Here is a 14,380-nt window from a genome sequence, read left to right on the forward strand (position 1 = left end):
ATGGCAGCAGAAAAACCAACCTTTGAAGAACAATTAGCACAGTTACAGCAAATTGTAAGTCATTTAGAGCAGGGAAACGTTCCATTAGAAGAGGCTTTGCAGCAATTTCAAGAAGGAATAAAATTGTCAAAAGAATTGCAAACGAAGCTAACAAGTGCTGAAAAGACACTAGGACATTTGATTGATGATAATGGAAATGAAAAAGTGTATGAAAAGCAAAGTGACGATCCAAGCAATAATGGTGGCGGTAACCGTGGCTTTGGCAGTGAAAATGAATAGATTTTAGGAGTATTAACGTAATGGTTACATCACTTTCAGCGTTAAAAAAACAGATAGATGACTACCTTGCACAGACATTAGCAATGGATGTCGACCAACCAATACTTTATAATTCGATGCAATACTCCTTAATGGCTGGGGGAAAACGGCTTCGTCCTGCACTTACTCTTGCAACTGTTGAGATGCTTGACGGAAAAATTAATGATGATGTTTTGCGGGCAGCGACTAGCTTAGAATTATTGCATACATATTCTTTGATTCATGATGATTTGCCAGCAATGGATAATGATGATTTGCGTCGTGGGAAACCAACCAATCATTGCAAGTTTGGCGCAGGAATGGCAACTCTTGCTGGTGATGGACTGTTAACCCTTGCGTTTCAATGGTTAACTGATAACCATTTACCTGCTACTGTCAAAAGTAAATTAGTTCTAGCACTGTCTAAGGCAGCAGGACCAGCAGGGATGGTTGCTGGACAAGCTCGTGATATTGAAGGGGAACATCAACACTTAGATTTAAAGCAATTACGTTATTTACACCGCCAAAAAACGGGCGCACTTTTGAAATATGCTGTTCTTGCGGGGGGAATAATAACAAATCAGCCGGATGAGATTTGTCAGCATTTAGCATCATTTGGAGCTAATTTTGGCCTTGCGTTTCAAATTTATGATGACTTAATGGATGTCCTCAGTACTACTGAAAAAATGGGTAAAAAAGTACATAAAGATGCTGGTGAGCAAAAAAATACTTACCCCGGATTATTAGGAATTGAGGGAGCAAAAAAACAGTTGCAATGTGCAGTTGACACAGCTATTAAAGATCAACAGCAGCTTGAACAGGCTACAGGCAAGTCATTTGCAGGATATAATCAATTTTTAGCATACTTTAAATAAGGAAAAGGAAAAATGAAAAAAGAACGGGTAGACGTATTATTAGTTCAACAAGGACTTTTTGATTCACGAGAGCAAGCAAAACGGGCGGTAATGGCAGGTGAAATTCTGGGGAAAAATAATGAACGGCTGGATAAGCCTGGACAAAAAATCCCAGTTACAACGACCCTTCATATGAAAGGAAAAAAGATGCCATATGTTAGCCGGGGCGGTTTAAAATTAGCTAAGGCGTTAAAGGTTTTTGATATTTCAGTCAAAGATAAAGTTGTATTAGATATTGGTTCGTCTACCGGTGGCTTTACGGATGTGATGTTACAAAATGGCGCTAGGCTTAGTTATGCTCTTGATGTTGGAACCAATCAGTTAGTATGGCAGTTACGTGAAGACCCACGAGTTGTAGTGATGGAGCAGACTAATTTTCGTTATAGCAAGTTAGCAGATTTTACGAGTGGTCAACCGGAATTTGCGTCAATTGATGTTTCCTTTATCTCATTGCGCCTTATCTTGCCACCGCTTGCTCATATTTTAAAAATGAGTGGTGAAGTTGTGGCGCTAATAAAACCGCAATTTGAAGCCGGAAAAGAGCATGTCGGCAAAAATGGGATTATTCATGACCATAAAGTTCATCGAATGGTTTTGGAGGAAGTTTTAAGCTTTGCCCGCGAAGACTACTTTGACGTTTTAGGGTTAGATTATTCTCCAATCAAAGGTGGCCAAGGGAATATGGAATTCCTTGTTCACCTTCGTTTAAGTGACAAGAAAGGGATTTTAGCTCCTGAGGTAGATATTGACAAAGTTATTGCGACTGCTGATAACGATTTGAATCATAAAGGATAGATGAGGATTATTAAGTAAATGAAAAAGGCAGAACGACAACAGAAAATACGGGAAATAATAACAAATGAGAGTATTGAACGCCAAGAAGACTTAGTAGAAAGATTGCGAAAAATGGGGCTTACGGTAACACAAGCGACGATTTCGCGTGATATTAAGGATATGCAGTTGATAAAGGTACCTGCAGATGATGGCGGATATCGCTATGGGATTCCTTCTTACCATCGTCAGGGACATGAGAATCAATTAGCAGTAACACTACATGATAGTTTAGAACAACTGAAACGTAATAATTGTTTCTTAGCACTAACTGTTCATCCAGGAAATGGACCTGTAGTTGCGACCTTAATTCGCAAAATGGATTTTCCAACAGTTTTTACAACCATTGGTGATGATGGTAATGTTCTGGTGGTATGTGTGTCTGCTGATGCAGCAGTAAAATTGGAAGAAAAACTTAATGCAATGCTAGACTAAGCGAGGTGGTTATTTTTGTTACAAGAATTGACGATTGATAATTTAGCAATTATTAAGCACCTGACATTAACGTTCGCTAATCAGATGACTGTATTGACCGGGGAGACCGGGGCTGGTAAATCTATTATTATTGATGCAGTTGGATTATTGGCTGGCGGACGGGGCTCACAAGAATTTATTCGTCGTGGTGAAGAAAAGTTAAGCCTCCAAGGACAGTTTGCAATTCCTAATGATCCTGAATTTGACGAATTACTAGATTCGCTCGGAATTAACCATGAAGATGGCGTTTTAATTATCTCTCGAGAAATTCACCGCAATGGTCGTAACACGATTCGAGTTAATGGTCAGTTAATCAATACTACAACTTTACGAAAAATTGGTAGTGGGCTGGTTGATATTCAAGGGCAAAATGAGCACCAACAATTAATGCAACCCGAAACACACTTGGGGATGTTAGATCAGTTTGCTATAAAAGAAGTACAGCCATTATTAGAACAATATCAAGAGGAATATCAAAACTATTCTAAATTAAAAGCAGCTGTAAATAAAAAACAAGCTAATGAACAGCAATGGGCACAACGCTTAGACATGTTACGTTACCAGGTAAATGAAATCGAAGAGGCTAATTTAAAAGCCGATGAAGAGGAAGAATTAACTAGTGAACGTGACCGTTTAGAACATTTTCAGCAAATTAATAATGCTCTTCAGTTAGCTGTTACGACTTTTAATGAGGGAGAACAAGCGCCAGTACTTGATCAAGTTGCAACGGTAATGGATGCAATTAATACAATCGCAGAATTTGACGATGCTTATGATAATCTTAGCAAGTCGCTGAATGATGCCTACTATGCATTACAAGATGTTGCTAATGAAGCAAGCCAGCAACTTGATATGCTTGAGTTTGATGATGAAAGACTAGCACAAATTGAACAACGGTTAACAACTATTGGTGATTTAGAACATAAATATGGAGATACATTAACTGATGTATTGAAATATTATACTAAGATAAAAAAAGAACTTGATTCAATGGAAGCAGCGGCTGATTCTAGTAGTGATTTAGAGCAGCGTCTTTCAACAGCAGAAGAAAAAATTCGTAAGACGGGACGAAAACTAAGCCAAGTTCGTCAAAAAGCGGCCCATGAATTAGGAAAAAAGGTGCATCAGCAATTAAAAGAACTTTATATGGAAAAAGCAGAATTTGAAGTGCACTTTATTAATCAAGGACGTGAACAATTTACGCCCACGGGAATTGACCAAGTCGAATTCTATATTAGAACTAATCCTGGTGAATCGATGGGACCGTTAGCTAAAATTGCTTCTGGTGGAGAATTATCACGAGTAATGCTTGCCCTGAAGACAATTTTTGCGCAAAAGGAAGGGGTTACCAGTATTATCTTTGATGAGGTAGATACGGGAGTTAGTGGTCGGGTAGCCCAGGCAATTGCTGATAAAATTAAAGTTATTGCCCACCACTCCCAAGTTCTGTGCATTACTCATTTACCACAAGTTGCTGCAGTTGCCCAGCATCATTTTCTTATTAAAAAATTTGTTCATGATGAACGTACTACTACTCGTGTTACACCTTTAAAAGAGGATGAACGAGTAGAAGAACTTGCACGAATGCTATCTGGTGAAAAGATTACCCATTTAACAAAAGAACATGCACAGGAGCTTTTAGAAATGGCAAAACAATAGAAAAAACTTCCAAGATCGATTTTTAAGACGACCTTGGAAGTTTTTTAAATATCTTGTTGGATAACAGGTAGAACATTACCTTATCTTTTAGAGGTCGGGTTATTCCCCGGCTTCAAATAATCCGTGCCAAGTTATAGATTGGCAATGTAACGAATTTGATCGAAACTGACAACATAATTTACGTTGTGATTAGTAATAAGATAACGGTTGGTATTAGCTAGTTCAGTGATATTACCAGTGACATTTACTGGATAACCATCATCGTTAATTGGCATTAATTGAAATGTTGCTTTAATTTTATCCTTGATTGCTCGTTTTAAAAATAATTGTCGCTGTTTAGCGGGCTGTGGAGTTAGCAAGCCCTTCTGATTATTAGATGGTTCCTCTTCAAATAAGTTACGAAGTTTATTGCTAATGATTTGTGGCGTAAATTTAAAATAAGATTTTTGTTCAATTTGCATAATCGCGCCTCCGAACATTCGTTTGTAATTACAGTATACGAACATACATTCAGAAATGCAAGCAAAAAGCTCAAATTTTTTGTTGTACATTTGCTTGATTTAAGTTCAAATCTAGTGCATTATAGTAGTAATACGATTAATCAAATAGGAGCGTTAAAATGGCAAATCGTGGAATGTTAATTGTTCTTTCGGGTCCTTCTGGTGTTGGTAAGGGGACCGTTCGAAAGGCCATCTTTGATTCAAATGATAATGATTTTCAGTATTCAATCTCAATGACGACGCGAAAGCCACGACCAGGTGAGGTTAATGGTGTTGATTATTTCTTTGTTAGCAAAGAAGAATTTGAACACCATATTCAGACGGGTGGAATGCTAGAATATGCCAAGTATGTTGACAATTATTATGGTACCCCATTAAAATATGTTAATGATACCTTGGACTCAGGAAAAGATGTTTTTCTTGAGATTGAAGTTAATGGGGCGATGCAAGTTCGTTCAAAATGTCCAGATGGTGTATTTATCTTTTTAACCCCGCCAGATTTGGATGAACTAAAGCAACGTCTGATTCACCGTGGAACGGATAGTATGGAAGTCATTAACAAACGGATTCATAAGGCCTTTGGTGAGATTCAAATGATGCAAAATTATGATTATGCGGTCGTTAATGACGAGGTACCGAAGGCTGTCGAGAAGATTAAGGATATTATTCGTACAGAACGGCTTCGTGTAACACGGGTTATGCCACGTTATCTTGAAATGTTAGGAGATTCCGAAAAATGATTCTTTTTCCATCAGTTGATGAGTTATTAAAACACATAGATTCACGTTACTCACTTGTTATGCTTGCTAGCAAACGCGCTAATGAGCTAGATGCAGGAGCAGCACCATTGCTTGAACATTACGAGTCAAGTAAGTCAGTTGGTAAGGCGCTTGAAGAGATTTTAGCTGGTAAAGTAACGATTGATCCTGATCATACCGAAGACTTACAAGATTGATGTTTTACCATAAAATACGCAGTAAGGGGACTATGACGATTGTTTGTCACTAGCCCTTTTTTTGTTCGGACAAGTTCAGTTGCTAATAATTAAATGCTATAATCAATTAGAAAAATAATTTGCCTGAGGTGAAAAAATGACACGGATTGCAGTATATTTAACTGGTAGTATCGCTGCTTATAAGGGAATTGAAGTAGTACGGGAACTTCAAAAAAGTGGTTACGAAGTACGTGTTGGAATGACAAAGGCAGCAACCAAGCTTGTAAATCCTGCAACGCTATTTGCTTTAACTAAAAAGCCGGTTCTGACGAATTTATGGGATGAAGACTCAACGCCCATTCCACATATTGAATTGGCTGATTGGACGGAGCTTGCAGTAGTTGTACCGGCTTCGGCTGATATAATCGCTAAGATGGCAGGAGGAATTGCTGATGATGCGGTGTCAACCACCCTTCTTGCCACTGCTGCTCCTAAAATAGTAGTTCCTGCAATGAATAGTCATATGTGGATGGCACCGGCAACACGACGAAATATTGCACAATTAAAAGAAGATGGCGTCAATATAATGGCGCCGGTAACTGGACGCTTAGCAGAAGGATATGCAGGTCGGGGGAGGTTGCCAGAACCAGCAGCAATTTGCCGATACATAGCTGACTTTTTAGCTAATACTGATTTATTAAAGAATAAAAAAGTTATTATAACTGCAGGTGGAACACGAGAAAATATTGATCCGGTTCGATTTATTGGTAATCGTTCATCTGGTAAGATGGGGATTGCAATTGCAAATGCGGCCGCGCATGCCGGTGCAGATGTTACTTTAATTGTTGGACAGGTTTCTGTTGAGCTTCCTCAATCGCCTCAAATCAAAATTGTCCACGTTACAACAACAGAAGATCTTTTCAACGCCCTTCAAAAACGCTTTGCTGCAGCGGATATTTTAATAATGGCGGCAGCAGTAGCCGATTATCGGCCTGTTGAATTTATCGACCATAAAATTAAAAAAAGTGCTAATAATTATAATTTTAGCCTATCACTTACTGAAACAACGGATGTTTTAAAAGAAATTGCAAGTAAGAAGCGAGCAGATCAATTGGTGGTCGGCTTTGCAGCAGAGACAGATGATTTATTACAAAATGCTAATAATAAACTCACCAGTAAAAATGCCGATATGATTGTTGCAAATAATGTTGGTGGCACACAAGGCGCGTTTGGTAGTGATCAAAACCAAGTTACGGTTCTTCAAAAAAATCAAGACCCAATAAAGTGGCCGCGCCAATCAAAGATGCAAATTGCTAATCAACTTATTGAATTAATTAGTTTAAAATTAAAGCAAGGTGATTAAATGCCCGAGTTGGCACAAGTAATTGTTGATGTTCCAACAATGCAGACAAATCAACCGTATACTTACCAAATTCCGTCGACACTGGAAAAACAAATTCAGGTTGGTGTCCGAGTTGTAGTTCCTTTTGGTAATGGTAGTCGAACTGTTCAAGGGTTTGTAGTTGCCCTTGATCAGCCTACTGATTATGACGGAAAACTTAAACCAATTAAAGCGGTGATGGACTTACGACCGGTCATTAATAAAGAATTATTGGTTCTTAGTAAATGGCTTGCTGATACTACCTATTCCTTTTGGATTTCTTGTTTATATACAATGTTACCAAACCTATTAAAAGCTAAGACTTCGCGGATAATTCGGATAATCGATGATGTTGATGAACAAGTTGCGTTTGATATTTTTCATGGGCGCGATGAATTGGACATGGCAACTGTTCAAGATAAGCCGGCAATCATTAGTAAACTATTTCAACTACAAAGGGCAGGAAAGATTACGATTGATTATCGTGTTGAGGACCGAGCTCGTGTAAAGACCGTCACTGGCATTAAGCCGATACTAAATTTTGAGCAGCTTGAAGAACAGCGGACTTCACTTCATCCAAATGCACATGCACAGAATCGCTTAATTTCATACTTACAAACAATTACTGGCCAAGTTGTTAAGATTAAAGACGCCGAACATGTTACCGGATTAAAAACAGGAACTTTTAATCAGGGACAGAAAAAGGGATGGTTAGAGAAAGTCCCAATAGAGGTTTATCGTAATCCACTAGGCATGCAGGCTTCACTGGATAACCAACATTTAGATTCGCCATTACACTTAAATCCTGAGCAGCAACATGCTGTTGATGAGATTAATAAGGCAATTGATAACCATGATCCAGAGACTTTTTTACTTCAGGGAGTAACAGGAAGCGGTAAGACGGAAGTGTATCTCCAGACAATTGCTAATGCTCTTAAACAGGGGAAGACAGCTTTAATGCTAGTGCCAGAAATATCTTTAACGCCCCAAATAGTTAGTCGTGTCCAACGTCGATTTGGTTCAAAAGTTGCGGTCCTTCATAGCAGCCTTTCAAACGGGGAACGTTATGATGAATGGCGGCGGATTGAGCGCGGTGAAGCGCGAGTTGTTGTTGGTGCGCGGTCTGCTATTTTTGCGCCATTAAAAAATCTAGGGATTATCATTTTGGATGAGGAACATGAATCTAGTTATAAACAAGATGAGGCACCCCGTTATCATGCTCGTGAAGTAGCAAAGTGGCGCGGAAAATATAATCACGCTCCAGTTGTTTTAGGATCAGCAACGCCTAGTTTGGAAAGTCGGGCGCGTGCAATTAAAAAAGTTTATCATTTATTACATTTACGTCACCGGGTAAATCAGCAACCGCTTCCTCCAATTGAAATTGTTGATATGCGAGAGGAAGTAAAAAAGTATGGTGAAAGCAATTTTTCACAATCTTTACTAAGAAAGCTAGACCAGCGCCTGCAAAAGAGAGAACAAAGTATCTTGATGCTTAACCGTCGTGGCTTTTCTTCGTTTATGATGTGCCGTGACTGCGGGGCAGTTTTAAAATGCCCTAATTGCGATATTTCGTTGACCCTTCATATGGATACACACACAATGAAATGTCATTACTGTGGGCATGAGGAACCGATCCCTTACGAATGCCCAAATTGTCATAGTCGAAAGATTCGTTACTATGGAACCGGGACAGAAAAAGTAGAGCAAGAGCTGCATCAACTTTTACCACAAGCACGGATAATTCGGATGGATGTTGATACTACTAAACGAAAGGGAATGCATGCCAAATTATTACGACAATTTGGTCAACACCAAGCTGATATTTTATTAGGAACTCAAATGATTGCTAAGGGCCTTGATTTTCCTAATGTGACACTTGTTGGGGTCTTAAATGCAGATACAGGATTAGGACTTCCAGATTTTCGAGCAAGTGAGCGGACGTTCGACCTGTTAAGCCAAGTCAGTGGGCGAGCTGGGCGAGCAAACAAACAAGGTGAGGTCGTTATCCAAACTTATAATCCTGATCATTATGCTATTCAAGATGCCAAGAATCATAACTATGATCAATTCTTTAACCAAGAGATGGCTTTAAGACACCAGGCAGGATATCCGCCTTATTATTACACCGTTCGATTAATGGCAAGTCATCCGGAAGAAGCACAGGCAGCTAAGGCAATGGTCCGGATTTACGAGCAACTGAGAAGAGGAATAGCGCCATCAACGATCCTTCTTGGGCCGACACCACGGGCGATTGCAAGGATGAAGAGACGTTACTACTATCAAATTGTAATTAAATATAAAAAGGATCCCCAACTTCATAACTTACTATTTAAAATCCTCCATGATACCCAAAGTCATGGTTATAAGGATGTTCAAGTAAGTATTGATCCAGATCCACAATACTTTATGTAAAAGAAAGGATGTTCAAAATGACAACATCAATCGTATTTATGGGAACGCCAGAATTTGCTGTTCCAATTTTGCAAAGTTTAATTGATAATCCAGCGTATACTGTAAAGGCAGTATTAACTCAACCTGATCACCGAATTGGTCGTAAAAAAACACTTCACGAGTCACCAGTAAAACAGTTAGCTAAAGAGCATAATATTAAAATTCTACAACCCGTAAAATTAAATAAGAGTCCTGAAATGGATGAAATTATTGAATTACAGCCAGATCTAATGATTACTGCGGCCTATGGTCAATTTTTGCCAACTAAATTATTAGATGCTGCTAAAATTGCTGCAATTAATGTTCACGGCTCCTTACTACCCAAATATCGTGGCGGTGCGCCAATCCAGTATTCTATTATTAATGGGGATAAAGAAACCGGTATTTCTATCATGTATATGGTAAAAAAGATGGATGCGGGTGATATAATTGCGCAAAAGGCGATTCCTATTATGCCTGATGATGATAGCGGAACAATGTTTAAAAAGCTGAGTATTTTAGGACGTGATTTGTTATTGGATACTCTTCCGCGAATTATCAGTGGTGATATTAATCCGGTGGCACAAGATCCTGATAAAGTTGTGTTTTCTCCTAATATCAGTAGTGAGGAAGAGCAAATTGATTATCACTTACCTGCTGATCTAATTGACGCCAAAGTTCGCGGATTGCGACCAGCTCCACTAGGTAATATGATAATTGATGGTTTACGAACAAAAATTTATGACGTTACGCCATTGGATGAAAAAACAGTGCTTGATCCTGGAAAAGTGGTTCGCGTTACTAAACATCAATTGGCAATTGCGGCTGGTAATGGGACAGTTTATCAGATAAATAAATTAAAACCTGCTGGAAAAAAGGCGATGGATATTACAGCTTATCTTAATGGTCACAAAAATATTGTTGATGGAGGACAAGTTATCACTAATGACTAAATTCCAACCTCAAAATGCTCGTGAATTAGCTATGGTTGCCCTTGAGCGTGTTGAACAAAATGGCGCCTATTCAAATTTACAGCTTGATCAATTATTAAAAAAGTACCCGTTAGCGGATAAAGATCGGCGTTTAGCAACGAATATTGTCTATGGTGTTTTACAGCATAAACTAACACTCAAGTACTGGCTAAATGGCTTTGTTAATAATCGCAAGCTAGATTCTTGGGTTAAGGTGCTGTTACTTTCTGCTATTTATCAGTTTCATTATTTGGAGCGTGTTCCTGATTGGGCAGTTACGGATGAAAGTATTAAAATTGCAAAGCGACGTGGAAATCCTGGTATTCGTAAATTTGTAACGGGTGTACTACATGCAGTATTAAGAGAAGGATTGCCGGCTTTAGACAATATTGAAAATGATTCGCAACGATTGAGCGTTCAAAATAGTGTTCCAGAGTGGCTGGTTAACGAGTTAATGACACAATACGGGAAAGAAACTACAGCCAAAATCTTACGATCAATTAATGAGCCGGCTCACCAAGTTATTCGCGTGAATCGTGCTAAGACAACAGTATCAGCGGTTAAGCAAGTATTAGACAATATGAACATCGAATATCATGAAAGCAAGGTAGCAGCTAATGCCTTAGTAATTACAAAGGGCGAAGTTGTTACTTCTGATCTATTTCGTGATGGTGAAATTACTATTCAAGATGAAAGTGCTATGTTAGCTGTTGAAAGTATGAATATTAAGCCGTCAGATAAAGTTCTTGATGCTTGTGCTGCTCCTGGCGGAAAAACCGTCCAAATTGCTGCTTATTTATCTCCTGCTAATGGCGGATTTGTTGATGCACTTGATATCCATCAGCATAAAGTTAGGCTAATTGAGAAGAATGCACAGCGGATGGGAGTAAGTGATAGGGTGAATGCCTATGCGCTTGATGCCCGCAAAGTTGATGAACAATTTAAAGATGAAAGTTTTGATAAAATCTTAGTTGATGCACCATGTAGCGGAATAGGCTTATTACGGCGAAAACCAGAGATTCGCTATACAAAACAGCTTGCTGATAGTATGCGGCTACATCAAATTCAATTATCAATTTTAAATGCAGTTGCATCAAAGGTAAAAAAGGGCGGTATAATCACTTATAGCACGTGTACGATCCTACAACAGGAAAATGATGCAACCGTTAAGGCTTTCCTTTCCCAGCATCCAGAATTCAAATTAATTAAAACGACAACGGCACGTAAAGTTAAAGATGGTCGTCATTCGGCAACGTTAACTATTTTGCCAAGTGACTTTGACTCTGATGGCTTTTTTATCAGCAGCCTTAAGAAGGGACTATAATAAATTGATGAAAGTTGCTTATCAAACAGATATTGGTCACCAGCGTAAGCAAAACCAAGACCGGGTTAATATGTTTACTAATAGTCATGGTGACCAATTAATGGTTATTGCTGACGGAATTGGTGGTAATCGTAGCGGTGATGTTGCAGCGGAGTATACAGTGACTGTATTAGGTAACCGCTTTAAAGAAGAGCCTCCACAGACTCCGCTTGAAGGGATTCGGTGGTTTGCTCGTGAAACACAGCTAATTAATGGTCAGATTTTGGCACAATCTAAACGAAGTATTCGGTTACAGGGGATGGGAACCACGATGGTTGCTGCAATCGCATTTAAAGATGCAGTAGTTGTCGCTAACATTGGTGATAGTCGTGGATATATCCTCCATCAAAATTTATTAACGCAAATAACAGTTGATCATTCCCTAGTAAACGAGTTAGTAAAAACTGGCGATATTTCTGAAGATGAAGCTTTGAAATTACCACAAAGCAATATTATTACCCGGGCAATTGGGATCTCATCAGATGCACAAATCGAAGTAAATCGTTTTGATTTAAATGAAGGCGATCAATTATTAATGTGTTCTGATGGTTTATTTAAAACTGTTGAAAGAGATCAGATTATTGCGGTACTTGAACAGTCAGTTTCATTGCAAGAAAAGTGTGCACGATTAGTTGCAATGGCAAATAAGGCAGGCGGTCCGGACAATATTACTGTTTTAATCGGAATTAATAGTGACCAGGAGGGATAAGACATGAATCCTGGATATGAAATTGGTCACCGTTATCGGATAATTTGTTCACTTGGCGAAGGTGGAATGGCAAATGTTTATTTAGCTCATGATATCGTGTTAGATCGTGATGTTTCTGTAAAATTATTACGTCTTGACTTACGTGATGATCCAAATACTAAACGGCGCTTTCACCGTGAAGCAATGGCTGCAACTCAGCTTAATGATCCACATATTGTTGGAATCTATGACGTTGGTGAAGATCACGGCTTACAATATATGGTCATGCAGTATGTAAAGGGAACTGATCTAAAAGCATATATCAAAGAGCACTACCCTATTCCTCTACCGCAAGTTATTGATATCATGGAACAAGTACTCTCGGCTGTTGCTACTGCGCACGCCCACGGAATTATCCATCGTGACTTAAAACCACAAAATATATTAATTGATGAGAACAAGAACGTAAAGATTACTGATTTTGGTATTGCAGTGGCTGTATCGCAAGACTCATTAACCCAAACAAATACATTAATGGGCTCTGTTCATTACCTATCGCCGGAACAGGCACGGGGAAGCATTGCAACTAAGCAGTCTGATATCTATTCATTAGGGATCATCTTATTTGAATTATTGACGGGTAAAGTTCCATTTGAGGGTGAAACTGCCGTATCAATCGCATTAAAACACTTCCGTGAAGAAATCCCGTCAGTCCGCAAACAAGATAAGGCGATTCCACAAGCATTAGAAAATGTAATAATTAAGGCGACTGCAAAAGAACCGTCAAGTAGGTATAGTTCAGCTACTGAAATGGCAACGGACTTAAAAACAACTCTTGATCCACAGCGCGCAAATGAACCACGGTTAAATCTTCAACAAGATGATAATGGAGAAACCAAAATATTAGATATAAAAAAATTAAAAAGCGATGATAAGCAGTCTGCTAATATAGAACCGGCCAAACAATCATCAAAACGTGATTCTAAACCATGGTGGAAGAAATACGGCATTATTTGTGGTAGCATAATTATTGTAATTATGTTGCTTATTGGTGGTTGGTGGTTCTTTATCCGGCAGGTAATTACGCCAGATGTTGAAGGAATGTCAGTTATAAAAGCTGAACAAAAATTGCGCCGCCAAGATCTTCGGATTGGAAAAATTACGCGGATTTATAGCCAGACAGTTGATAAAAATCATGTTGTAGAAACAACACCAGATGCAAATCATAAGACGCGGGTAAGTACACCGATAAATCTAGTGGTAAGCACTGGGGTAAAACAATGGCGGATGGCTGATTATGTTGGTGAAAATTATTCTTCTGTTGCCGCAAACTTACGGCGCAAGGGATTTCAGGTACACAAAGAAAGTGTTTACTCTGATGATGTAGATAAGGGACAAATTATTAAACAGAACCATAAAAAAGGAACGATTATCAAAACGGCCTCTGATACGATTGTCTTTCAAGTGAGCGCTGGCAAGGAGCCGATTAAGATTCCTGACTTTAAGAATCAAGATATCAGTGTCGTACAGCAATTTGCAAATAAAAATAAACTACAATTAACAACACAAGAGAAAAAGTCAAAGACAATTGCGACAAATCACGTTGTCAGTCAGACACCACGTGCAGGATCAACCCTAAATCATGGCGATACCCTTACTGTTTCAATTGCTAATTCTGGTAATCAGACGAAGACAACAAATATTCAAATTAATATTCCATTCGATGGAAATGGTGGACAGCGCGAAAACCGTGTTCAAGTTTATATTCGCGATGCTAATCATAATTTAACAATGGAATATCAAGACATTACAATTAATCAAGAAACAACAATTAACGTGCCATTTACCCTTAAGCAGGGTCAAACCGGTGCTTATCGGGTAGTGCGCAATGGACGAACAATTATGAGTGCAACAAATATTACAGGATAATGGAGGTGC

The 14,380-nt window shown here is 38.8% G+C and carries 14 protein-coding genes; 13 read left to right on the forward strand and 1 reads right to left on the reverse strand.

Translation table 11 applies throughout. From position 1 onward, the window contains the following. Genes H5S39_RS09855 through recN form a run of 5 tightly spaced genes read left to right on the forward strand, consistent with a single transcriptional unit; the run spans position 1 to position 4,175 of the window. A complete protein-coding gene (locus H5S39_RS09855; protein ID WP_182595287.1) occupies positions 1-279 on the forward strand; it encodes an exodeoxyribonuclease VII small subunit in 279 nt (92 codons plus the stop codon). A gap of 20 nt (positions 280-299) precedes the next feature. Continuing rightward, a complete protein-coding gene (locus tag H5S39_RS09860; protein ID WP_182595288.1) occupies positions 300-1,172 on the forward strand; it encodes a polyprenyl synthetase family protein in 873 nt (290 codons plus the stop codon). A 12-nt stretch (positions 1,173-1,184) separates the two neighbouring features. Beyond that, complete coding sequence (locus H5S39_RS09865) at positions 1,185-2,006, forward strand: TlyA family RNA methyltransferase (RefSeq protein ID WP_182595289.1); 822 nt, start codon at positions 1,185-1,187, stop codon at positions 2,004-2,006. A gap of 18 nt (positions 2,007-2,024) precedes the next feature. Further along, a complete protein-coding gene (locus tag H5S39_RS09870) occupies positions 2,025-2,477 on the forward strand; it encodes an arginine repressor (RefSeq protein WP_182595290.1) in 453 nt (150 codons plus the stop codon). Between the two features lie 15 nt (positions 2,478-2,492). Beyond that, positions 2,493-4,175, forward strand: a complete 1,683-nt coding sequence (gene recN / locus H5S39_RS09875; RefSeq protein ID WP_182595291.1) for a DNA repair protein RecN — start codon at positions 2,493-2,495, stop codon at positions 4,173-4,175. A 131-nt stretch (positions 4,176-4,306) separates the two neighbouring features. On the opposite strand, the gene H5S39_RS09880 is transcribed toward recN, so the two are convergent. Next, positions 4,307-4,654: a hypothetical protein gene (locus tag H5S39_RS09880; RefSeq protein ID WP_182595292.1), complete on the reverse strand. Its 348-nt coding sequence runs from the start codon at positions 4,652-4,654 to the stop codon at positions 4,307-4,309. Between the two features lie 140 nt (positions 4,655-4,794). Here H5S39_RS09880 and gmk point away from each other — a divergent pair, with 140 nt between their 5' ends. The 8 genes from gmk (at position 4,795) to pknB (ending at position 14,371) form a co-directional block, all read left to right on the forward strand. Then, complete coding sequence (gene gmk / locus H5S39_RS09885) at positions 4,795-5,415, forward strand: guanylate kinase (RefSeq protein WP_182595293.1); 621 nt, start codon at positions 4,795-4,797, stop codon at positions 5,413-5,415. After that, positions 5,412-5,630, forward strand: coding sequence for a DNA-directed RNA polymerase subunit omega (gene rpoZ, locus H5S39_RS09890; protein WP_153930079.1), 219 nt, complete (start codon positions 5,412-5,414; stop codon positions 5,628-5,630). Before gmk ends, rpoZ begins: the two co-directional genes overlap by 4 nt. A gap of 136 nt (positions 5,631-5,766) precedes the next feature. Then, positions 5,767-6,972 (forward strand): bifunctional phosphopantothenoylcysteine decarboxylase/phosphopantothenate--cysteine ligase CoaBC, encoded by a 1,206-nt coding sequence (coaBC, locus tag H5S39_RS09895; protein WP_182595294.1) that lies wholly within the window; start codon positions 5,767-5,769, stop codon positions 6,970-6,972. Beyond that, positions 6,973-9,402, forward strand: a complete 2,430-nt coding sequence (priA, locus tag H5S39_RS09900; RefSeq protein ID WP_182595295.1) for a primosomal protein N' — start codon at positions 6,973-6,975, stop codon at positions 9,400-9,402. Between the two features lie 17 nt (positions 9,403-9,419). Then, on the forward strand, positions 9,420-10,373 hold the full coding sequence (fmt, locus tag H5S39_RS09905; protein WP_182595296.1) for a methionyl-tRNA formyltransferase: 954 nt from the start codon (positions 9,420-9,422) through the stop codon (positions 10,371-10,373). Beyond that, positions 10,366-11,715, forward strand: a complete 1,350-nt coding sequence (gene rsmB, locus H5S39_RS09910; RefSeq protein ID WP_182595297.1) for a 16S rRNA (cytosine(967)-C(5))-methyltransferase RsmB — start codon at positions 10,366-10,368, stop codon at positions 11,713-11,715. Before fmt ends, rsmB begins: the two co-directional genes overlap by 8 nt. A gap of 7 nt (positions 11,716-11,722) precedes the next feature. After that, positions 11,723-12,463 carry a Stp1/IreP family PP2C-type Ser/Thr phosphatase gene (locus H5S39_RS09915; protein WP_182595316.1) on the forward strand — a complete coding sequence of 247 codons (741 nt, stop codon included), beginning with the start codon at positions 11,723-11,725 and terminating at the stop codon, positions 12,461-12,463. A gap of 3 nt (positions 12,464-12,466) precedes the next feature. After that, a complete protein-coding gene (gene pknB, locus H5S39_RS09920) occupies positions 12,467-14,371 on the forward strand; it encodes a Stk1 family PASTA domain-containing Ser/Thr kinase (RefSeq protein ID WP_182595298.1) in 1,905 nt (634 codons plus the stop codon). Positions 14,372-14,380 lie beyond the last annotated feature (9 nt).

It is taken from the genome of Limosilactobacillus rudii (assembly GCF_014145455.1).
In the GTDB taxonomy this organism is placed as follows: domain Bacteria; phylum Bacillota; class Bacilli; order Lactobacillales; family Lactobacillaceae; genus Limosilactobacillus; species Limosilactobacillus rudii.